This window comes from Ciceribacter azotifigens (genome assembly GCF_048159625.1).
GTDB lineage: Bacteria > Pseudomonadota > Alphaproteobacteria > Rhizobiales > Rhizobiaceae > Allorhizobium > Allorhizobium azotifigens.
In genome coordinates this window covers 207848-229714 of the sequence record NZ_JBLQTA010000001.1, presented here as the reverse complement: position 1 = coordinate 229714, position 21867 = coordinate 207848, and the positions used below count along the sequence as shown (strand labels likewise).

Genomic DNA, 21867 nt, shown 5'->3' with positions numbered 1-21867 from the left:
CATAGCTCCGGGGTGGGGTGAGCATTGTTCCAGTCTCGCTGGTCGGTTTGCCGAAAGTGACAGCAGGGATCGCCCCCACCCGCCGCTTTGCGGCGACCTCCCCCCTCAAGGGGGAGGTGGAGAGACGCTCGGCCATCATGCCTCCTCCTCCGCAAATCGTTTCAGTTCCTGCGGTGTTCCCGAGGCTTCGAGGAAAAAGCGCGTCAGCAGGTTCTTTGCGGTCAACTGCCGGTATTCGGCGCTCGCCCGCCAGTCGGTGAGCGGCGTGTAGTCGTCGTCGAAGGCGGGGCGGGCGGCGGCGATCGTTGCCTCCGCCCACGGCTTGCCACGAAGCGCCGCCTCGACGGCCGCGGCCCGCTTCGGGGTCGCTGCCATGCCGCCGAAGGCGATGCGCACGTCTTCTGCGGTGTTGCCGTCGCCGCGGGTGAGCAGGAAGGCGCCGCAGAGTGCGGAAATGTCCTCGTCGCGGCGCTTGCTGACCTTGTAGACGGCAAAGTGCTGCCCGGTGCACGGCCGCGGCACGAAGAGGCTCTCGACGAACTCGCCGGGACGGCGATCCTGCTTGCCATAAGCGATGAAGAACTCTTCGAGCGGCAGGACGCGCCGGCCGTCGGCGGAGCGCAAGGTCACGGTCGCCCCGAGTGCGATCAGCGCCGGCGGCATGTCGCCGATCGGCGAGCCGTTGGCGATGTTGCCGCCGATCGTGCCGACATTGCGGACCTGCTGCCCGCCGATGCGGTCGATCAGCCGGCCGAGGGTGGGGATTTCGGCCCGCAGCGTCGCGGAGCCCTGTTCGTAAGTCACGCCCGCGCCGATCGTGATGCCGTCGGCGGTTGCCTCGATCTGCTGCAGCTCGTCCAGGTGATTGATGAAGACGACCGGGTCCAGATCACGCATCTGCTTGGTCACCCAGAGCCCGACATCAGTGGCGCCGGCGACGACGGTCGCGGTCGGCTCGGCGGCGAGGACCTCGGCGAGTGCCGCGACCGTCCCAGGCACGATCAGCCGGCGGCCGGCCTTCCCGGTGGCGATGGTTTCCCCCGTCTTCAGCTCCCAGAGTTTTGCGGTGATCGCGGTGCGGTCCCGTTCGAGCGGATCGAAGAGGGCGCTCGGCCGCGTCCTGGAGACGAGTTCCGCCGCCTTGACGATCGGCTCGTAGCCGGTGCAGCGACAGAGATTGCCCTGCAGCGCCTTTTCGATCTCGGCGCGCGAAGGATTGTCGTTGGAAAGCCAGAGGCCGTAGAGCGACATCACGAAACCCGGCGTGCAGAAGCCGCATTGCGAGCCGTGGCAGTCGACCATGGCCTGCTGGACCGGATGCAGCGTGCCGTCGCGGGCGACGAGATGTTCGACCGTAACCACGTGAGTCCCGTGCAGCGAGCCGAGGAAGCGGATGCAGGCGTTCACCGTCTCGTAGTGCAGCTTGCCGCCCCGGAGGCGCCCGACAAGGACCGTGCAGGCGCCGCAGTCACCTTCCGCGCAGCCTTCCTTTGTGCCGGTCAGGCGGCGATCGAGCCGCAGGAAGTCGAGAAGCGTGCCCGTCGGGTCGACGTCCCTCAGTGCGATGTCCTTCCCGTTGAGGATGAAGCGAATGCAGTCGGTCATGCAGTGCCTTTCCGCTGTCTGAACCGCCAAGGTTACTGCGCCGTCCAGCCGCCATCAATGGAGATGTGCGTGCCAGTGATCTGGCGGGCGGCATCGCTCGCCAGGAACAGGGCGACGGCCGCGACCTCCTCGACGGCAACGAATTCCTTGGTCGGCTGGAATTTCAGCATGACGTCGGACTTCACCTGCTCCTCGCTGATCCCGCGGGCTTTCGCCGTGTCGGGGATCTGCTTTTCGACGAGCGGGGTCAGCACGTAACCGGGACAGATGGCATTCACCGTCACGCCGAATTCGGCGAGCTCCAGCGCCGCCGTCTTGGTGAGCCCCATGATCCCGTGCTTGGCGGCAACATAGGCGGCCTTGAAGGGGGAGGCGATCAGCCCGTGGGCGGAGGCGACATTGATGATGCGGCCGTGGCGCTTCTCCTTCATCGCCGGGATCGCCGCGCGCATGGTGTGGAAGGCGCTCGACAGGTTGATCGCGATGATCTGGTCCCATTTCTCGATCGGGAACTCCTCGATGGGCGCGACGTGCTGGATGCCGGCATTGTTGACGAGCACGTCGACCATTCCGAACTCGGCGGCTGCCGTTGCCATCAGGTCGGCGATTTCCTCCGGTCTCGTCATGTCTGCGCCGTGATAAATGGCGCGGCCGCCTTTCTCTTCCAGGCTCGTGCGGATCGCCTCGATCTCCGCCGCATCGCCGAACCCGTTGATGATGAGATTGTCGCCTTCGGCGGCGAAGCCCCGGGCGATCGCAAGCCCGATGCCGCTGGTGGAGCCGGTGACGACGACGGTTCTGGCCATTTCAGTTTCTCCCAAGAACTTTTTTCTGGAACAGCATGCGTTCTGTTGCGTCGCAGCAGTTCAGCGAGGTTATGCGCAAACGGGCGACGGTGGCAATTGCGTTGTTGAGAGGCGCACTCGTCTTTTCCCGATGCCCCGGACGCGAGCGTCCGGATCGCCGCGCTTTCTTTTTGACAAGCATTCGGCAGTCGTATTGAACTTTCGCCCGGAGAAGAAACTGCGCGTATCGGGGAGGAAGCGTATGGGCGGATTTGTGCTTGCGATCGACCAGGGGACGACATCGAGCCGGGCGATCGTCTTCGACGGCGACATGCGGATCGTCGGCATCGGCCAGAAGGAATTTCCTCAACACTTCCCGAAATCCGGCTGGGTGGAGCATGATCCGGAAGACATCTGGCAGAGTGTCGTGGCCTCCATCCACGATGCCTTTGGTCGGGCGCGAGTCGAGCCGCACCAGATCGCCGCGATCGGCATCACCAACCAGCGCGAGACGGTGGTGGTCTGGGACCGCGAAACCGGCCGGCCGCTGCAGAACGCCATCGTCTGGCAGGACCGCCGCACGGCGAGCTATTGCGACAAGCTCAAGCGCCAGGACCTCGAAAAGCTCTTCGTGAGGAAGACGGGGCTGCTGCTCGATCCCTATTTCTCGGGCACCAAGCTTTCCTGGCTGCTTTCCAACGTCAAGGGTGCACGGGCGAGGGCGGCGAAGGGCGAGATCTGCTTCGGCACGATCGACACCTATCTGATCTGGCGGCTCACCGGCGGTCGCGCCCACGTGACCGACGCCACAAATGCCTCGCGGACGCTGATGTTCAACATCGCGACGAACGAATGGGATTCCGAGCTCCTCGAAATCCTCCGCGTTCCCGCCGCGATGCTGCCCGAAGTCAAGGATTGCGCGGCCGATTTCGGCACGACCGATCCCGCCGTCTTCGGTGCGGCCGTCCCGATCCTCGGTGTCGCAGGCGACCAGCAGGCGGCGACGATCGGTCAGGCCTGCTTTGCGCCGGGCATGATGAAGTCGACCTACGGCACCGGCTGCTTCGCGCTCCTGAATACCGGCGGCGACATGGTCCGCTCGAAGAGCCGGCTCCTGACCACGATCGCCTACCGGATCGACGGCAAGACGACCTATGCGCTCGAAGGCTCGATCTTCATCGCCGGTGCGGCTGTGCAGTGGTTGCGCGACGGGCTGAAGGTTATCGGTGATGCCCGCGAAACCGGCATGCTCGCCGAACTCGCCGATCCGGGCCAGCAGGTCTACCTCGTGCCGGCCTTCACCGGCCTCGGTGCCCCGTGGTGGGACCCGGAGGCTCGCGGCGCCGTCTTCGGCATGACCCGCAATACCGGACCCGCCGAATTCGCCCGCGCGGCGCTTGAGGCCGTCTGCTACCAGACGCGCGATCTGCTGGACGCCATGCACAAGGACTGGCGCAATGGCGGCGACGAGACGGTGCTGCGCGTCGACGGCGGCATGGTCGCCTCCGACTGGACGATGCAGCGGCTCGCCGACCTCCTCGATTCCCCGGTCGACCGGCCGGCGATCACCGAAACCACCGCGCTCGGTGCCGCCTTCCTTGCCGGCAGCCGCGCCGGCATCTGGCCGGGCATGGAGGAATTCTCCAAGGCCTGGGCGCGTGACCGCCGCTTCGACCCGGGCATGGACGAGAAGACCCGTGCGACGAAGCTCAAGGGCTGGCGGAACGCCGTACGGCGAACGCTGAGCGAGTTCTGATCCGCCTACCGTGACATCAGAGCGTCCCGGCGAACACTGTGTCGCCGGGCAGTCCCTTGTTTCGGGTGCGCCGGCTGCTATCTGTCATGCGGTTCACCGGTTACAAAGGACAAAGTCATGGAGCTCGGCCTCTACACCTTCGCCGACGTCGATCCGAATGCCACGGACAAGGGAGCAGAGGGCGCACGCCGGCTCGCGAACCTCATGGAGGAGATCGCGCTTGCCGACGAGGTCGGGCTCGACGTCTTCGGCATTGGTGAGCATCACCGGGCCGACTATGCCGTCTCCTCTCCGGCGACGATCCTTGCGGCCGCCGCCGTCAGAACGAAACGGATCCGGCTGACCAGTGCGGTGTCGGTCCTGAGTTCGGACGATCCCGTGCGGGTGTTCCAGCAGTTTGCGACCGTCGACCTCCTGTCAAACGGCCGCGCCGAGATCATGGCCGGCCGAGGCTCCTTCATCGAGTCCTTCCCGCTCTTCGGCTACGACCTCGACGATTACGACAAGCTCTTCGCCGAGAAGCTCGACCTCCTGCTGGCGCTGCGCGACGAGGAGGTGGTCACCTGGTCCGGCGAGACGCGGGCCGCTATCCCCGGTCGTGGCGTCTATCCTCGGCCGCTGCAGAAACCGTTGCCGCTCTGGATCGCCGTCGGCGGTACGCCACAGTCGGTCGCCCGTGCCGGCGTGCTTGGCCTGCCGCTGGCGCTCGCGATCATCGGCGGCCAGCCGCGCCGCTTTGCGCCGCTCTTCGACCTCTATCGCGAGAGCGGGCGCCGCGCCAACCGCGATCCGGCGACGCTGAAGACCAGCATCAACGTTCACGGCTTCATCGCCGATACGACCGAGAAGGCCGCCGACGTCTTCTACGAGCCGCAGGCCGCGGTGATGAACCGCATCGGCCGCGAACGCGGATGGGGGCCGACCAACCGGCAGCATTTCGACCAGTCGCGCGGACCGGAGGGCGCGCTCTTCGTGGGCGACCCGGAGACGGTTGCCGAGAAGATCGTCGCCCATCACAGGATTTTCGGCAATGACCGCTTCCTGCTGCAAATGGCGATCGGCCTGACGCCGCATCGGGAGGTGATGCGCGGTATCGAGCTCTTCGGCACAAAAGTCGCGCCGCTGGTCAGAAAAGCGTTGACGCCCGCGGAAACGGGCGCGTAAGCAGCCCGAAACAGCCGCAACCGGCCGCTGCCCGGTCTGCCTGCGCGTGAAAGAGCACGAATGATTGTTTCCAGTGAAGACGAACTCAATGGCCTCAAGGAGATCGGCCGTCTCTGCGCGGTCGCGCTGAAAGCCATGGGGGCGGCGCTGGAGCCGGGCATCACCACCCGCGAACTCGACGTGATCGGCCGCAAGATCCTCGAGGATGCCGGTGCCCGCTCGGCGCCCGAACTCTGCTACCAGTTTCCCGGCGCCACCTGCATCAGCGTCAACGAAGAGATTGCCCACGGCATCCCCGGCGACCGGATCATCAAGGCCGGCGATCTCGTCAATATCGACGTTTCGGCGGAGAAGGGCGGCTTCTTCGGCGATACCGGTGCCTCGTTCACCGTGCCTCCGGTCACGGCCAAGAATGAGCGGCTCTGCCGCGACGGCAAGCGGGCGCTCTGGGTCGGCCTCAACCAGATCCGCACCGGCCAGCCGCTCGCCAACATCGGCAATGCGATCGGCACTTTCGCGAAGAAGAACCGCTACACGCTGATCACCAACCTCGCGAGCCACGGCGTTGGCCGTTCTCTGCACGAGGAGCCGACCGAGGTCGCGACCTGGCCCGATCCGGACGAAACACGGATCATGGAAGAAGGGCTCGTCTTCACCGTCGAGCCGTTCCTGTCGCTTGGCGGCCACTGGGCGGAGGACGGCGACGACGCCTGGACGCTCTACAGCGAGCCGAAGGCGCCGACGGTGCAGTTCGAGCACACGCTGGTTGTCACCCGCAACGGGCCGCTGATCCTGACGCTCGCCGACTGAGGACGGATGCCGTGAAGGCGGATCGCCTGTGGTCGCTGCGTCTCAGACAGAGAAAGCGACGGCCACGCCCCGCTTCTTGAAGTAGGACTGCATGATCTTGCGGCCCTGGCGATTGGACTGGGCAAGCTTCGCCGTCTCGAACACCGCTTCCCGGACGCCGTCGCGGGCCATGGCCGCCTTCAGCGCCGCGATGTGGAGATCGATCTCCTCGTTGTTGTTGTTGAGCGAGGCGTAGATGTTATCGATGGCCTGGCTCAGGGTGAGGTCGCTCATGGGGTGCTCCTTCGGATTGTCGCTTCTCACTAGCGATTTTTCCCGAGGGAGCAAGCCGGGTTCGTCGACGACGGGCGAGCCCGCCGGAGGAATCCATCGCGTTCGGTTGACCCTCTGATCAGTATTTGTGGTTTGTGAGGCGCCGCTCGCGATGCGATAACGCGGCATGAGCAGCCGGCACAGCGTCGATCCGAGCCTCCTTTCGACCGCCGTCGCCGGGGCGGCGGCCATGGCGTCCGCCATGGGCTTCGGCCGCTTCGTCTTCACGCCGATCCTGCCCGGCATGATCGCCGACGTGCCGCTCTCTTCCTCCGCTGCCGGGCTCGTCGCTGCCGGCAATTTTGCGGGCTATCTCGCCGGCGCGATCCTCGCCGCCTTCGGCTGGGCCGCGGGTCGTGAACGGCTGATCGCGCTCGTCGCCCTTTTCGTGAGCTCGGTCGCGCTGGCCGCCATGGGCGTGACCGGCAGTGTCGCACTCTTCGTCGTCATCCGCTTCGTCGCGGGTGTCGCCAGTGCCTTCGCGCTGATCTTCACCTCGTCGATCGTGCTGACACTCGGTGCCGCGAGAAGGAGCGAAGGCGTCCAGTCTGCTCATTTCGGCGGCGTGGGAGTGGGTATTGCTCTCTCCTCGCTGATGGTTTTCCTGACGGCGACGTGGAGCGGACACGACCCTTCGGCATGGCGCGCGGAGTGGCTGACCGCGGCGGCGGTGACGCTCGTGCTCTTTGCCGTCGTCTGGATGCTGCTGCCGCCGGCACCCCGCACGGCCGGCCCTGCGCAGGAGGCGCCGCTTGCATGGCGGCTGCCGCTGACACTCCTCACGCTGTCCTACGGTCTCTTCGGTTTCGGCTACGTGATTACGGCAACCTTCATCGTCACCATGGCGCGTATGAGCGAGGCGGGTGCCGCCGTCGAATTCCTCACCTGGTTCCTGACCGGCATCGCCGCGGCGGTGTCGATCGCCGCGTGGCGGCCGCTGCTTGCCCGCCTCCGGCTTGCGGGGCTCTACCTGATCGGCCTTCTGGTCGAGGCGGCCGGCGTTCTGGCTTCCGTCGCGTTGCCGGGGATCGCGGCACCACTTGCCGGCGGCGTGCTGCTCGGTGCCACCTTCATGATGATTACCGCCTACGGGCTGCGGCTCGGACGGTCGCTCGCGCCGGAGAGCCCGCGGCGCGCGCTTGCCTTCATGACCGCGGCCTTTGGTATCGGGCAGATCATAGGCCCGCTGGTCGCCGGCTGGGTCGCGGAGGCGACCGGCGGTTTCACTGTGGCAAGTATCCTCGGCGCGCTGGCGCTCCTTCTCGCAGCGGTTTTTGCGGTGCCGGTGTGGAAACGCGTCGGTTGAGAACGCGTCGGGGCGGGCCGCCGAAGGATTGCGGACAGCAGGTTACAATGCGGTAACAAACCCCTGACAGCATTGCTGGCAACATCGTTCTGCCCTAGTTTCGCGACAATCGAGACGTCCGTCGAGCCGACAGCACCTGCCAGGAAAGTATCCCGCCCGTGTTCAAATCATTCTTCCCGAATCCCAGATTGTTCTTCCTCTCCGCGGCTTTCTGGTCGCTTGCTGCAATCCTCGTGTGGTATGCGGGCGGCAGCGATCTCGGTGCCGTCATAGGGCTTCCGCCGCTCGCCGCAGGCCAGCAGCCGCCGATCGGTGCTACGCTGTTCTGGTCGACGCCGTTCCTCTGGTTTTACATCTATTATACTGTCGTCGTTGCGATCTTCAGTGCCTTCTGGTTCATCGTCAGCCCGCATCGCTGGCAGCGCTGGTCGGTGCTCGGCAGCGCGCTCATCATCTTTACGACCTACTTCAACGTTCAGGTGAGCGTCGCCATCAATGCCTGGTACGGTCCGTTCTACGACATGATCCAGAAGGCCTTGTCTCAGGCCGGTTCGGTCACCGCCGGCGAGCTCTACATGGGCATGCTCGGCTTTGCCGGAATCGCCTTCATCGCGATCACCATCGGCGTGCTGAGCCGGTTTTTCGTCAGCCACTGGATCTTCCGCTGGCGCACCGCGATGAACGAATATTACATGGCCTACTGGCCGAAGCTTCGGGTCATCGAGGGGGCTTCCCAGCGTGTCCAGGAAGACACCATGCGCTTCTCGTCGACCGTCGAGAGCCTCGGTGTCAGCCTCGTCAGTTCCGTGATGACGCTGATCGCTTTCCTGCCGGTTCTGTTTACCCTCGGCGCGAACATTACCGAACTGCCGCTCATCGGCAACATCCCTCATGCGCTTGTATGGGCGGCGATCTTCTGGTCGGTTTTCGGGACCGTCTTCCTCGCGGCCGTAGGGATCAAGCTCCCGGGGCTGGAGTTCCGCAACCAGCGCGTCGAAGCGGCCTACCGCAAGGAACTCGTCTACGGCGAGGATGATCCGTCGCGCGCCCGGCCGATGACGGTGGCGGAACTTTACGACGAGGTGCGCCGCAATTATTTCCGCCTGTATTTTCATTACATGTATTTCAACGTCGCCCGCATCTTCTATCTGCAGGCGGACAATCTCTTCAGTCTCATCGTGCTCGTGCCGTCAATCGTCGCCGGCAAGCTGACGCTCGGATTGATGACGCAGATCAACAACGTGTTCGACCAGGTCAGGGGCTCGTTCCAGTATCTGGTCAATTCGTGGACGACGATTGTCGAGCTTCTCTCGATCTACAAGCGTCTGCGCGCCTTCGAGGCGACGATCGACAACGAACCGTTGCCCGAAATCGACCAGGAATACATGCGCGACACCGACCAACTGCCCGCTTCCCGGTAAGCGGGGGTCGCCCGGCGGAACTCGCCGGGCGAGTCATTTTAGTTGGAGGCCGGCGCCGCGCGGCTCTGGCCGGTCTCGATGATGCGCATCGCTTCCGTATAGCTCACGCAGGCGACGTCGGTGCGGCCGCAGACGTCGTTCACCAGCCGTTCGAGCGCCCGCCAGTAGGCACCGCCGTTCATCTCGACGAAATGGAAGCCGAACTGCAGGGGAATGCGCTCGCCGTCATATTGCGCGTCGAAGGCGCTCTTGAAGGCGGCATAGGCGCGTTCCTCGTATTCGATCGACTTCGACGGATTGTCGAGGCCGGCCGAATGGCGGATGAAGAGATTGTAGTCCATGCCGAGGATTTGCCGGTCCCGCGGTCCTTCGGGGATCAGCGGCAGGGCGAAGCGGACCAGGCCGCCGTCGCTCTCCGGCCATTGCGGTCCCTTGGCTACACCGCTTGCGTCATAGACGAATCCCGCGGTCCGCTCGGCCTCGGCGAGCGCCTTGGTCGCCGAGAGATAGGGCGCGCGAAAGCCCGTGATGCCGTTCTCGACGAAATCCTGCCATTCCTTCGGCTCCCGGTCGCCGACGCCGTTTGCCTGCCAGGCGCTTTTCAGCACGGTGTCGAAGCTTGAGAATTCTTTCAGCCAGTCGTCGCGCGTCCAGCCCTTGCCGTCGAAGTGGCCGCAGGCGTGGTTCGCGATCTCGTGTCCCTCCAGATGGGCTTGCCAGATGTGGTCGAGACGGGCGGCGGCATCCTCCTTGCTCGGCGCAAAACCGACATTCGACCGGCCGGGTTTCTGGCCGGGTGCCGCATAGCCCTTCTTCGTCTCGCGCGGGATGAGGTTGGTGCAGGAGAGGAAATAGGTGAACTCGGCGTTGACCTTCTTCGCGATCGCCCGGCTCCTCGCCCAGAGCTCGTTGCTGCCAGCCCCGTCGAAGGAGATCACCAGAATCTGCGGACGCTTCACAGAGAGCGGCTGGTCGACGGCTGCAGCCTCGGTCACGGGCAGGAGGAGGGCGGTTGAGAGGAGAAGAAGCGAGCGGTACATGACGATCCTGACGATGGGGCGGCTTGCGGCATTCGAGCCGCCGGGCGCCTTGTCTCATTTTCGGGCGATGCCGGACGAAAGGCGCTGCGCGTCCTGCCCGGAGCCCTCGCGGGGGAGCGGATTTCCTGTCATCAAATTGGGGCGAAGCTTTGAACGTGCTGGCAATTTCGTCCCTTGCACTCTATTCCATTGGTAACAATCAAAACGGGGTTCGGAACGATGGCTTTGCTTATCCTTGGGATCGTGTTGTTTCTCGGCATACATCTGACGCGGATCGTGGCGCCCGGTTTCCGCGACGCGATGGTCGCAAAGCTCGGCGAGCAGCGCTGGAAGGGGCTCTATTCGCTGGCGAGTTTCGCGGCGCTGGTATTGCTCGTCTACGGCTATGCGCACGCGCCGATCGTCGACCTCTACTATCCGCCGGTCTGGACAGCGCATCTGACGCTGACGCTGATGCTGCTCGCGATGATCGTGCTCGTGGCTAGCCTGCTTCCGGCGGGGCACATCGCCGCCAGAACCAAACATCCGATGGTGCTCTCGGTGAAGATCTGGGCCTTCGCCCACCTGCTGGCGAACGGCGACCTGCGCTCCGTCCTGCTCTTCGGCGCCTTTCTCGCCTGGGGCGTCGTCGTCCGCATTTCGCTGAAGCGGCGGGAAAAGGCGGGCGAGTTGAGGCCGCGGCCGTTCGTTTCCGCCCGCTACGATCTTCTGGCGATCGTGATCGGCGCGATCGTCTGGGGCCTCTTCATCGCCAGGCTGCATGCGCTGCTGATCGGGGTTCCGCCGATCGTCATGTAGGCTTTGCAAAGGATTCGCGGCATTCCCACTTACAAGGCCCGAAAAATCGGGTAGAAGGCCGCTCACGAACATAAAGGCATGAATGGCCGTCAGGCCGGAGACAACCATGGTTGAGAACAACGACAGCTTCATCCGCGAAGTGAACGAAGAGCTTCGCTCGGATCAGGTCAAGCAGGTGTGGCGCCGCTTCGGGAAATACATCATCGGCGCCGCCGTCCTGATCGTGGTCGGCACGGCCGGATATCGCGGCTACGAATACTGGCAGGATCATCAGTCCTCGACCGCCGGCGACCAGTTCCTGGCGGCCCTGACGCTGGCCAGCGAAGGCAAGCGGGACGAGGCGCTTGCCGCACTCGCCGCGCTCGAGAAGGAGGGCTACGGCGCCTACAGCGTGCTCGCGCGCATGCGGGCGGCAACCGTGCAGGCAGAAAAGGGTGAGACGCAAGCGGCGATCGACGCGTTTACCGCGATCGGCAAGGACAACTCCGTTCCGCAGGTGATCCGTGACGTCGCGCACCTTCGCGCCGCGTGGCTGCTGGTCGACACCGGCACCTACGAACAGGTTTCCGCCGAAGTCGAGGTGCTTGCAGCACCGCGCGAGGCGCTGCGCCACTCGGCCCGCGAAGTGCTGGGGCTCGCCGCCTACAAGGCCGGCGACATGGCGAAGGCCCGCGAGTGGTTCGAGCAGATCACCGAAGACAACGAAACCCCGGGCAACGTCTCCAGTCGCGCGCAGATGATGCTCGACAACATCGTCGCCTCCGGCAAGGCGCCGTAAGCGGCACACCGGCGGCAGCCAGAAAGCAAGGTCCATGAGTTTTACCGTCGCCATCGTCGGTCGTCCGAATGTCGGCAAGTCCACGCTCTTCAACCGTCTGGTCGGGAAGAAGCTGGCGCTCGTCGACGACACGCCGGGTGTGACGCGCGACCGCCGTCCCGGCGCGGCGAAGCTTATCGACCTGCGTTTCACCATCATCGACACCGCCGGTCTCGAAGAATCCAGCCCCGAAACCCTGCAGGGCCGGATGTGGGCGCAGACCCGCGCCGCAATAGACGAGGCGGACGTCACCCTCTTTGTCGTCGACGCCAAGGCCGGGCTGACACCGGCCGACCAGACGCTTGCCGAAATGCTGCGCAAGAGCGGCAAGCCGGTGGTGCTCGTCGCCAACAAGTCGGAGGCCCGCGGCTCCGATGGCGGCTTTTATGACGCCTTCACCCTCGGGCTCGGCGAGCCGTGCCCGATCTCGGCCGAACATGGTCAGGGCATGCTCGACCTGCGCGACGCGATCGTCGCGGCGATCGGCGAGGAACGCGCCTTCCCGGAAGCGGACGAGGAGGCCGTCACCGACGTCGACGTGCGCGAGCCGGCCGGCGCTGCCGAGGACGAGGAGGTCGAGCAGGAATACGACGAGACGAAGCCGCTCAGGATCGCCGTCATCGGCCGTCCGAACGCCGGCAAGTCGACGCTCATCAACCGCTTCCTCGGCGAGGATCGCCTGCTGACCGGGCCGGAAGCGGGCATCACCCGTGACAGCATTTCCGTCGAATGGCAGTGGCGCGGCCGCACCATCAGGATGTATGACACCGCCGGCATGCGCAAGAAGGCGAGGGTGCAGGAGAAGCTCGAAAAGCTCTCCGTCGCCGACAGCCTGCGCTCGATCCGCTTCGCCGAACTGGTCATCATCGTCTTCGACGCAACGATCCCCTTCGAGAAGCAGGACCTGCATCTCGTCGATCTCGTCGCCCGCGAAGGCCGTGCCCCGGTGCTCGCCTTCAACAAGTGGGACCTGATCGAAGACCCGCAGGCATTTCTTGCGGATCTCCGCGAGAAGACCGAGCGGCTGCTGCCGCAGGTGCGCGGCATCCGCGCGGTGCCGATCTCGGGACAAACCGGCTACGGCCTCGACCGGCTGATGCAGTCGGTGGTCGAGACCGACCGCGTCTGGAACCGCCGTATTTCGACGGCGAAGCTCAATCGCTGGCTCGAAAGCCAGCAGGTGCAGCATCCGCCGCCGGCCGTCTCCGGACGCCGGGTGAAGCTCAAGTACATGACGCAGGTGAAAGCCCGGCCTCCGGCCTTCATGATCTCGTGCACCCGTCCGGAAGCGCTGCCGGAATCCTATCTTCGCTACCTGACGAACGGGCTCCGGAACGATTTCCAGATGCCGGGCGTGCCGATCCGCATCCACCTGCGGGCGTCCGAAAATCCGTTCGAGGGCAAAAAGAAGAAGCGGTAGGCCTCAACCGGCCACCGCCGCACAATGCCGTGGCGGCCGCACCTTGGCGGCCCTGACATTGTCGAGAAACTGGTGCGTCGCCCGCTCCCACGAAAACGTCTCGGCAAGGGCTCTCGCGTCGTCGCGGGAGCAGGCGAGTGCCGACTCGCAGGCCGCGCGGAGGTCCTCCTTCAGAACGCCCGCCTTGCCGTCTCCCGGAATGATGTCGACCGGCCCGGTGACGGGGAAGGCGGCAACCGGCACGCCGGAGGCGAGGGCTTCCAGGATGGTGTTGCCGAAGGTGTCGGTGCGGGAGGGAAAGACGAAGACGTCGGCTTGCGCATAAGACGCGGCGAGTTCTTCGCCGAACCTCGCACCGGTGAAGGTGACGTCCGGATAGCGTTTCTGAAGGTTTTCCCGTTCGGGACCGTCGCCGACCACCACCTTCGAGCCCGGCAGGTCGAGATCGAGAAAGACCGGCAGGTTCTTTTCCACCGCGACTCGCCCGACCGTCATGAAGATCGGTCGCGGCAGGCCGAAGGGGCGCTCCGTGCGAGGCCTCGGGTGAAAGAGGTCGAGATCGATGCCGCGGCTCCAGAGGCGGAGATTGTCGAGCCCGTGCCCCTCGAGCTCCTGTTTCAGGCTCTCCGTCGCCACCATGCAGACGCCGCCGCCGTTGTGGAACCAGCGGACATAGGCGTAGAGCCAGGACATCGGCACCGGAATGCGGGCTGCGACATATTCCGGAAAGCGGGTGTGGTAGGTGGTCGAGAAGCCCATGCCGTGTTTCAGGCACCAGTGGCGCGCCATCAGCCCGAGCGGCCCCTCCGTCGCGATGTGGACGTAATCCGGCGCGTGGCTCTCTATGGCGCGGGCGACACGACCGTAACGCGCCATCGACAGCCTGATCTCCGGATAGGTCGGCATCGGGATACTCGGATAGGCGTCCGGCGTGACCATCGCGACGTCGACGCCCATGCGCGTGAGTTCGCGATTGGTGTTCTCGATGGACCGGACGACGCCGTTGACCTGCGGCCGCCATGCGTCGGTGACGATGACAATTCTGGGCATGCCCGGACGAACTTCTCCACGGCGCCGGAAGGCGGGAACCTTCCGCTTTCTTCAGGCTTTATGTGGCCGCAGTGTTACAGGTTGATGTCATACGCCTGTTGACAACGGCGGGTGCTGGCCTCGTTTCCGCCTTCGCCTATACTGCCTGCAAGGAATTCCGACCGGCGCGAACCGAAAGAACCTCGATGCCCTCTCCCGACCGCAAAGGCAGTGCCCGAACCAGCCGACCGGACTGGTGGCGGGGCGCCACGATCTACCAAGTCTATCCGCGATCCTTCCAGGACACGAACGGCGATGGCATCGGCGATCTCAAGGGGGTGACGCAGCGCCTCGGCTACATCGCCTCGCTCGGGGTGGATGCCATCTGGCTCTCGCCGTTCTTCACGTCGCCTATGGCCGACATGGGCTATGACGTCGCGGACTATTGCGACGTCGACCCGATGTTCGGGACGCTTGGCGATTTCGACGAACTGATGAAGGAGGCGCACCGTCTCGGCCTCAAGGTCATCATCGACCAGGTGCTGTCGCATACATCGGACCGGCACCCCTGGTTCGAAGAAAGCCGCTCCCGCCGCAACAATCCGAAGGCGGACTGGTATGTCTGGGCCGATCCGAAGCCGGACGGCACGGCGCCCAACAACTGGCTTTCGGTGTTCGGCGGGCCGGCCTGGGAGTGGGATGGCGTTCGCAAGCAGTATTACATGCACAATTTCCTCGCGAGCCAGCCGGACCTCAACTTCCACAATCCGGAGGTTCAGGCGGCCCTCCTCAAGGTGGTCGAGTTCTGGCTCAAACGCGGAGTGGACGGCTTCCGCCTCGACACGGTCAACTACTTCTTCCACGACCGGGAACTCCGGGACAATCCGGCGATGGTGAAGGACGACGATGCGCCGGGCCTCGATGCGCCCGACGTCAACCCCTACGGAATGCAGAACCACCTCTACGACAAGACGCAGCCGGAGAACCTCGTCTTCCTCGAAAGGCTGAGGGCCCTGATCGATCGCTATCCGGGACGCACGACGGTCGGGGAGGTGGGGGACGGCGCCCGCTCGCTGAAGACGGTCGCCGCCTATACCGGCGGCGGCGACAAGCTGCACATGTGCTATACCTTCGACCTCCTCTCGCCGGACTTCACCGCGAACCACATCCGCGCTTGCGTCGGCGCGGCGGAAAAGATGATCTCCGACGGGTGGATCTGCTGGGCGTTTTCCAATCACGACGTCATCCGCCATGCCAGCCGTTTTGCGCAATCGGCCGACGAGCGCGAGGCCGTGGCCAGGCTCTCGATCAGCATTCTCGCGGCGCTGCGCGGCTCCATCTGCCTCTATCAGGGCGAGGAACTGGGATTGCCGGAGGCGGAGCTTTCCTTCGAGGACCTGCGCGACCCCTACGGCATCCGCTTCTGGCCGGCCTACAAGGGGCGTGACGGGTCCCGCACGCCGATGGTCTGGACCTCCGGCGGCAACCATGCGGGCTTCTCGTCGGGGCGCAAGACCTGGCTGCCGGTGCCGCGCGAGCACAAGGCCCTGTCGGTGGAGGTGCAGGAGGGAGATGAGGATTCGCTCCTCAACCTCTATCGCCGGACGATCGCCTTCCGGAAGGCGCATGCGGCGGTCATCGAAGGCGGCCTGACCTTCGTCGATCTGGAAGAGGACGTGCTTGCCTTCATCCGCGACAAGGGCAAGGAACGGCTGCTCTTCGTCTTCAACATGCGCCGTGGACCGCAGGAGGTGGCGCTGCCGGCTCATATCACGATCAAGGAGGTGCTGGCGCTGCCCGGCTGCTCCGGATGCGTCGAGAAGGGGCAACTGCGGCTCGGCGCCCTCGACGGCTGCTGCATGAGGGTATGAGCATGGAGGTCCGCCGCGCAACTGTCGACGATCTCGACGCATGGGGGAGGCTGCGCCTGCAGCTCTGGCCGGACATCCCGGCAGACGCGCTTTCCGCGGAGCAGGTGGCCATGCTGGAGGCCGCCGACCGCTGCGCTGTCTTCCTGTGGGAGGAGGGCGGCGTTGTTTCCGGCTTGGCCGAGGCGAGCCTTCGCCACGATTACGTCAACGGTTGCGAAACCTCGCCGGTCGTCTTTCTCGAAGGCATCTTCGTCGCGCCCGAGCACCGTCGTCGCGGCGTCGCCGGACGGCTCGTTGCCGCCGTCGAGGGCTGGGCGCGGGAGATCGGCGTGCGGGAGCTTGCCTCCGACGCCGATCTCGCCAACACAATCTCGCACGCGATGCACAGAGACCTCGGCTTCGAGGAGACGGAGCGGGTGGTCTATTTCCGCAAGGAGCTGTGACCGGTTCCGCTTTCCGTCTCCCGTCGACAGGCGCTGCTCAAACCAGCCATTCCGACGTATGCTGTTGCTGCGCCGGCATGACGTCGTCCAACGCATAGGCCCTGATGTAGTCGATCTGCATCTCGGCACCACCCGCAAGTCCGTCGGGAGGTGTTCCGGCCGATCCGCCGACGGCGAGGTTGACGATCATGTACATCGGGTCGTGCATGTCGGTCGGCGTATCGGCGCGTGCGACTGCTACGTCGTCGAAATACCAGACGATTTCCTCTTCCGTCCAAAGCACGCCGTAATTGTGAAAGCCCTCGGTGCCCGAGACCTGGACGGCCGTCGACGTCGTCGTACGCTGGCCGGTCTCGTTCGAGTGAACGCTCACGTGCATCGTGTTCGGGTCCTGTCCCCGCATCTCCACGACGTCGAGTTCGGGCGGCCAGGAGCCGTCGGCCGGCAGTAGCCAGAAGGCCGGCCAGGTTCCCCGTTCGTCCGGCATGTCGGCACGGATTTCGAAATAGCCGTAGGTCTGCGCGAAGGAGGAATGGGTCGTCAACATGCCGGATGTGTAGTCATAGCCGTCGATCTCCGCCTGGATCGAAGGCGATGCCTGTTCGGCGGTGATCGTCAGGACGCCGTTCTCCACGGAGAAGGGATTGACCTTTGATGTGCCTTCATAGGCCGGGTTGATGTACCACTGCAGTTCGCCGTTGCCGGGCAGGGTGCTTCCCTTCTCCGGCGCCCACCAGAATTTCGGGTCCCATGTCCCGCCATTGCCGTCGTTCAGCGAGAGCGTGTTGAAGTCGTCCGAGAAGGTTTGCGTCAGCTGGGAGCGATCGAGGGAGAGCCGGAACTGGTTCGCGCTAAGGTCCCCGACCGAGATGTCGGCAAAGACGAGGCTTTCGCCGTCTCCGAGATCGAGCCGGACGTCGGTGCCTTCCTGGGTCAGGTGAGAGGAGACCTGGGCGAAAGAGGTGAAGGCATAGCCTTCGAGTCGGATCGTGTCGTCGGCGCGAAAATCGGTAATGAGGTCGCTGCCGTTGCCCTTGTCGACGATGAAGATGTCGGCGCCGCCACCACCCTTCAGTACGTCGTTGCCGGCACCGCCGTCGAAGGTCTGCCGGTTCGAGGACCCGCTGATGATGTTGTCGAGGTCGTTGCCGAAGGCGTGGCGCACGTCACCGGTGACGGTGAGGTTCTCGAAATTCTCCGGCAGCGTGTAGCTCATCCAGGTGTTGATCGTATCGATGCCTTCGCCCGGCGCCTCCACGGCGCGGTTGATCGTCGAGTAGAGATAGTAGATGTCGTCGCCGGTTCCGCCGTACATGGTGACGTTGACGGAGCTGTCCCCCCAGATCGAATCGTTTCCTGCAGTGCCGTAAAGGCTCGGGCCGGAGCCGGTGGCGGAGAACCAGGCGGTGGAGGAGCCGCTGTAATAGAGGGGGATGCCGAGAGCGTTTTCGACGGATCGGGCCATGGGATACCTCTTGCGTTTGTGATTCCCGAGCCCACCTTGCACAACCGTAGCATGTGGATGTGCGTTCGTCAGTATGCTTGCCGAAGAAAATCTCGCAGGTGCGAAAAGGTTCTCTCAGCGGCACCCGGCGCGTTGTCTCACCCGAGCAGCATGAATTTGTCGACGTCGACCATGCCGCGGTCGGAAATCTTCAGATGCGGGATGACGGGGAGAGGCAGGAAGGCGACCTGCAGGAAAGGCTCCTGCAGCGTGGTGCCGAGCGCATAGGCCGCCTGGCGGAGATGATGGAGCGTGTCGCGCACGGTCTCATACGGTTCGAGGCTCATGAGCCCGGCGACGGGGAGGGCGATTTCGCCCGTCACCTTGCCGCCGTCGACCACCACGAAGCCGCCCTTGATCTCGCCCAAGCGGTTGGCGGCGAGTGCCATGTCGTCCTCGCCGACGCCGACGACGCAGATATTGTGGCTGTCGTGCCCGACGGTCGAGGCGATCGCACCGCGTTTCAGCCCGAAGCCCTGGACAAAGCCGTTGGCCTGGTTGCCGTTCTTGCCGTGACGCTCGATGACGGCGACCTTGATGATGTCACGGTCGAGATCGACGGCGGTCTGGTTGCCGATGGAGGGCAGGCGGTAGCGGCGGTGCTCGGTGATGATCTTACCGGGCAGGACGCCGATCACCGGCGTCTCGCCCTCCGTGACCGGCACGCCGAAGTCGGCCGCCTTCACGATCCGCGCCTTGACGCTGTCGAGGCCGACGGGGGCGACCGGCTTGCGGGTGGCGAAGAGCTCGGGCGTCACACGCCGGCCAGCGGCAAACACCATCTCGGCCTTGCAGTTTTCGAGGCTGTCGACGACCGCGAGGTCGGCACGCCAGCCCGGCGCGACGAGGCCGCGGTCGCGAAGCCCGAAGGCGCGTGCGGCGGAAATCGAGGCGGCGCGGTAGACGACGACCGGGTCGACCCCGTTTCTGATCGCCTCGCGGATCATGTAGTCGAGATGGCCCTGTTCGGCGATGTCGAGCGGGTTGCGGTCGTCGGTGCAGAGCGCCAGGAAAGGCGAGAGCCGCTCGGTGAGGATCGACATCAGGGCGTGCAGGTCCTTCGACACCGATCCCTCGCGCACGAGGATGTGCATGCCCTTGCGGATCTTTTCGAGCGCTTCTGCAGCCGTGGTGCATTCGTGATCGGTGCGGATGCCGGCGGAGAGGTAGCCGTTCAGGTCGTTGCCGGACAGAAGCGGCGAATGGCCGTCGATATGGCCGCCCTGGAAGGCTTCGAGTTTCGCCATGCAGACGGGATCCTTGTGGATCACGCCCGGAAAATTCATGAATTCGGCAAGCCCGATCACCTTCGGGTGGCTGCGGAAGGGCAGGAGCCGCTCGATCGGCAGGTCAGCGCCGGAAGTTTCGAGATGGGTCGCCGGCACGCAGGAGGAGAGCTGGACGCGGATGTCCATGATCGTTTCGAGCGCGCTGTCGAGGAAGAACTGGATGCCCTCCGTGCCGAGGACGTTGGCGATCTCGTGCGGATCGCAGATCACCGTCGTGACGCCGTAGGGCAGGACGCAGCGGTCGAACTCGTGCGGCGTCACCAGCGAGGATTCGATGTGGAGATGGGTGTCGATGAAGCCCGGCACGACGATGCGGCCGGAAATATCGATCTCCTCGCGTCCGCGATAATCGCCGCAGCTGCCGACGACCGTTTCGCCGCAGATGGCGATGTCCGATGCGACGAGCTCTCCGGTAACGAGGTCGAAGAAGCGCCCGCCCTTGAGCACGATGTCGGCCGGCTCGCGTCCCGTTCCCTGGTCGATGCGGCGTTCGAGGTCGGTCATGCGGCGTCTCCGATTCTTGTCCATCCGGCATCAGTGTAGCGGCTGGCGAGGGGCATCGGGAAGGGGCGTCGTCTCGACGTTCGCATGGCGTGGATACACCCGCGTGCGGCACCGTTTTCCCGGCGCCACTTCGGATCGGCTTCCGCCGGAACCGGCCCCGACCTATCGGTCCGCGTCGGCCTGCGTCGCATCGAAGCGGGCGTCGACGGGGACGCCGAGCGCGACCGCGAGCGCGTTCGTCTGGCTGGCGAGCGCGATGACGTCGAGAAGCTCGGCGTGCATCTGCGGTGTCAGACCTTTCGCCCTGGCCGCCGCCGAATGGGAGTGGATGCAATAGCTGCAACCGTTAACGACCGACACGGCGATATAGATCAGCTCCTTGACCAGAGGGTCGAGCGCACCCGGTGCCATGACCGATTGCGCCTTCTCCCAGACGGCCCGAAGCTGGGTCGGATCATGGGCCAGCGCCCGCCAGAAGTTGTTGACGTAATCGGTCCCGCGGCGTTCGCGGATCTCGTTGAAGACGGCGAGCGCTTCCGCACTCGCCTCCTCGTCGGTGAGCAGGGGAAAGACCGCCATCAGACAAGCGCCAGGACGCGAGCAGGGCCGCCGGTTCCGCCCTTGTGCTTCGGCGCGCCGACGACGATCGTCGCGCCCTTGACCGGCAGTTCCTCGAGATTGTTCAGGCATTCGATCCCGTAGCGCCCGGCCGGCAGCCAGGAGTTGTGCACGGCGAAATCGGCCGAGTTGCCGGGATCGAGGGACAGGGTGTCGACGCCGATGGCGGTGACGTCGAGCGTCGCGAGCAGATCTGTCGCCGACTTGCCAAAGCCGGGGAAGGCGAAGTTTCCGGCTGCGTCGCCGCGGAAGGACGGGTCCGTCACCTTCTTCGACCAGCCGGATCGCAATGCCACGACCGCGCCCGCCGGGAGCTCGCCGTTGGCGCTGATCCAGGCCTCGATGTCTGCGGCCTCGACCGTCGCGTTGGCATCGTCCTTCGCCCGGTCGGTGATGTCGATGATGGCGAGCGGCGCCACGAGCTTCTGCGGTTCGAGCTGGTCCACGCTTGCGCCGTCGGCGCTGAAATGGAACGGCGCGTCGACATGCGTGCCGGTGTGTTCGATGATCGTCAGCTTGTGCAACTGGTAGCCGCTTTTCGCGATCTCCACCGCCCACTCGTATTCGATGCCCGGTTTACCGTCGAAGGTCGGGAAGGACCCGTCATAGGCGTGGGTCAGGTCGACCACCTTGCTCGTGCTCTGCTGCGCGAGGACAGGCGTCTTCACGCCGCTCCCTACGACCGCGGCGCCCGCTATCGCCATGCCCTTGAACAGGGAGCGTCGCGACAGCATGTTCTGCTTCACATTCTCGATCACGCAATGATTGCACATCGGGTTTCATCCTCTCCAAGTGGACTGGCAGGAATGAGAGTAGCGGATGGGGAAGGTTCGGCAAGTGGCAGGGCCTGCCCCCAGAGCAGGTCGGGAGGAAGGGCTTTCTCAACAGAAGGCAAAAAGTGCCAAGCTATTTCGAGCTGTCGGGTTCGAACCGGGTCAGGCGAGTGGACGTGCCAGTTCCGTCAGCGGATGACCGCCGTCGATGAACAGCCTGCCATGCGGTGCGAGAGCGGCGGCAATCCTCTTCAACGCTTGCTCCTCGGCTTCGGGGTGGCGGCCGTCGAGGGCGCCGACGCGGATCGCCACAGCAAGGTCGAACGGGTCCTCGCCTTCGCCCAGTGCAAACTCCTCCGCGCTCGCCTGCCGGAACGACAAGGCAGCCGGAAAGGCAAAGGCGGTGACCGACGCGCCCGCCGCCGCCACGGCCTTGGCGGAGCGGTCTATACCCAGAACGAAGCATTCGCCCGACAGCCGCTCGGCGATCAGACGGGCGAGGACACCCGGTCCGCAGCCGATCTCGAGGATACGCATGCCGCACGTCAGCGGCAGGGCATCGGCGATCTCGATGAGACGTTGCGATGCCCGTGTCGCCATTG

Annotated in this window: 20 protein-coding genes; 10 read left to right on the top strand and 10 right to left on the bottom strand. The window is 64.9% G+C overall.

All coding sequences use genetic code 11. From position 1 onward, the window contains the following. Positions 1-135: 135 nt before the first annotated feature. Positions 136-1605 (bottom strand): xanthine dehydrogenase small subunit, encoded by a 1470-nt coding sequence (gene xdhA, locus ACM6UT_RS01160; RefSeq protein WP_416795542.1) that lies wholly within the window; start codon positions 1603-1605, stop codon positions 136-138. A gap of 32 nt (positions 1606-1637) precedes the next feature. Then, complete coding sequence (locus ACM6UT_RS01155; RefSeq protein WP_416795541.1) at positions 1638-2411, bottom strand: 3-hydroxybutyrate dehydrogenase; 774 nt, start codon at positions 2409-2411, stop codon at positions 1638-1640. 241 nt (positions 2412-2652) lie between these two features. Between ACM6UT_RS01155 and glpK the strand changes: the two genes are divergently transcribed. From glpK to map, 3 genes are all read left to right on the top strand, one after another. Continuing rightward, on the top strand, positions 2653-4146 hold the full coding sequence (gene glpK / locus ACM6UT_RS01150) for a glycerol kinase GlpK (protein ID WP_416795540.1): 1494 nt from the start codon (positions 2653-2655) through the stop codon (positions 4144-4146). Positions 4147-4263: 117 nt separating this feature from the next. After that, positions 4264-5310: an LLM class flavin-dependent oxidoreductase gene (locus tag ACM6UT_RS01145; protein ID WP_416795539.1), complete on the top strand. Its 1047-nt coding sequence runs from the start codon at positions 4264-4266 to the stop codon at positions 5308-5310. Positions 5311-5370: 60 nt separating this feature from the next. After that, on the top strand, positions 5371-6120 hold the full coding sequence (gene map / locus ACM6UT_RS01140) for a type I methionyl aminopeptidase (RefSeq protein WP_416795538.1): 750 nt from the start codon (positions 5371-5373) through the stop codon (positions 6118-6120). Positions 6121-6162: 42 nt separating this feature from the next. Here the strand turns inward: map and ACM6UT_RS01135 are convergent, their stop codons facing one another. After that, complete coding sequence (locus tag ACM6UT_RS01135; protein WP_416795537.1) at positions 6163-6393, bottom strand: hypothetical protein; 231 nt, start codon at positions 6391-6393, stop codon at positions 6163-6165. 166 nt (positions 6394-6559) lie between these two features. On the opposite strand from ACM6UT_RS01135, the gene ACM6UT_RS01130 reads away from it, so the two are divergent. Both ACM6UT_RS01130 and bacA read left to right on the top strand, forming a co-directional pair. Next, positions 6560-7738: a YbfB/YjiJ family MFS transporter gene (locus ACM6UT_RS01130; protein WP_416795536.1), complete on the top strand. Its 1179-nt coding sequence runs from the start codon at positions 6560-6562 to the stop codon at positions 7736-7738. A 158-nt stretch (positions 7739-7896) separates the two neighbouring features. Further along, the gene (bacA, locus tag ACM6UT_RS01125) at positions 7897-9159 is read left to right on the top strand and encodes a bacteroid development protein BacA (protein WP_416795535.1); all 1263 of its coding nucleotides are present in this window, start codon (positions 7897-7899) and stop codon (positions 9157-9159) included. 38 nt (positions 9160-9197) lie between these two features. On the opposite strand, the gene ACM6UT_RS01120 is transcribed toward bacA, so the two are convergent. After that, positions 9198-10199 carry a polysaccharide deacetylase family protein gene (locus tag ACM6UT_RS01120; protein WP_416795534.1) on the bottom strand — a complete coding sequence of 334 codons (1002 nt, stop codon included), beginning with the start codon at positions 10197-10199 and terminating at the stop codon, positions 9198-9200. Positions 10200-10418: 219 nt separating this feature from the next. Between ACM6UT_RS01120 and ACM6UT_RS01115 the strand changes: the two genes are divergently transcribed. The 3 genes from ACM6UT_RS01115 to der all read left to right on the top strand — a co-directional run bounded on the left by ACM6UT_RS01115 (position 10419) and on the right by der (position 13234). Beyond that, positions 10419-10997, top strand: a complete 579-nt coding sequence (locus tag ACM6UT_RS01115) for an NnrU family protein (protein WP_416795533.1) — start codon at positions 10419-10421, stop codon at positions 10995-10997. A gap of 106 nt (positions 10998-11103) precedes the next feature. Continuing rightward, a complete protein-coding gene (locus tag ACM6UT_RS01110; RefSeq protein WP_416795532.1) occupies positions 11104-11775 on the top strand; it encodes a tetratricopeptide repeat protein in 672 nt (223 codons plus the stop codon). Positions 11776-11809: 34 nt separating this feature from the next. Further along, on the top strand, positions 11810-13234 hold the full coding sequence (gene der / locus ACM6UT_RS01105; RefSeq protein ID WP_416795531.1) for a ribosome biogenesis GTPase Der: 1425 nt from the start codon (positions 11810-11812) through the stop codon (positions 13232-13234). Positions 13235-13237: 3 nt separating this feature from the next. Here der and ACM6UT_RS01100 read toward each other — a convergent pair whose 3' ends face one another. After that, the gene (locus ACM6UT_RS01100) at positions 13238-14284 is read right to left on the bottom strand and encodes a glycosyltransferase family 4 protein (protein WP_416795530.1); all 1047 of its coding nucleotides are present in this window, start codon (positions 14282-14284) and stop codon (positions 13238-13240) included. Between the two features lie 185 nt (positions 14285-14469). Here ACM6UT_RS01100 and bglA point away from each other — a divergent pair, with 185 nt between their 5' ends. Both bglA and aac(6') read left to right on the top strand, forming a co-directional pair. Next, on the top strand, positions 14470-16134 hold the full coding sequence (gene bglA / locus ACM6UT_RS01095) for a beta-galactosidase BglA (RefSeq protein ID WP_416795529.1): 1665 nt from the start codon (positions 14470-14472) through the stop codon (positions 16132-16134). Then, positions 16074-16577: an aminoglycoside 6'-N-acetyltransferase gene (gene aac(6'), locus ACM6UT_RS01090; RefSeq protein ID WP_416795528.1), complete on the top strand. Its 504-nt coding sequence runs from the start codon at positions 16074-16076 to the stop codon at positions 16575-16577. Before bglA ends, aac(6') begins: the two co-directional genes overlap by 61 nt. Before the next feature lie 37 nt (positions 16578-16614). Here the strand turns inward: aac(6') and eglC are convergent, their stop codons facing one another. From eglC to ACM6UT_RS01065, 5 genes are all read right to left on the bottom strand, one after another. Continuing rightward, the gene (gene eglC, locus ACM6UT_RS01085; protein ID WP_416795527.1) at positions 16615-18042 is read right to left on the bottom strand and encodes an endo-1,3-1,4-beta-glycanase EglC; all 1428 of its coding nucleotides are present in this window, start codon (positions 18040-18042) and stop codon (positions 16615-16617) included. Between the two features lie 137 nt (positions 18043-18179). Beyond that, the gene (ade, locus tag ACM6UT_RS01080; protein WP_416795526.1) at positions 18180-19874 is read right to left on the bottom strand and encodes an adenine deaminase; all 1695 of its coding nucleotides are present in this window, start codon (positions 19872-19874) and stop codon (positions 18180-18182) included. Positions 19875-20036: 162 nt separating this feature from the next. After that, positions 20037-20453, bottom strand: coding sequence for a carboxymuconolactone decarboxylase family protein (locus tag ACM6UT_RS01075; protein WP_416795525.1), 417 nt, complete (start codon positions 20451-20453; stop codon positions 20037-20039). Further along, positions 20453-21265, bottom strand: coding sequence for a cyclase family protein (locus ACM6UT_RS01070; protein ID WP_416795524.1), 813 nt, complete (start codon positions 21263-21265; stop codon positions 20453-20455). Before ACM6UT_RS01070 ends, ACM6UT_RS01075 begins: the two co-directional genes overlap by 1 nt. Positions 21266-21427: 162 nt before the next feature. Beyond that, positions 21428-21865 (bottom strand): SAM-dependent methyltransferase, encoded by a 438-nt coding sequence (locus tag ACM6UT_RS01065; protein ID WP_416795523.1) that lies wholly within the window; start codon positions 21863-21865, stop codon positions 21428-21430. Positions 21866-21867: the final 2 nt, after the last annotated feature.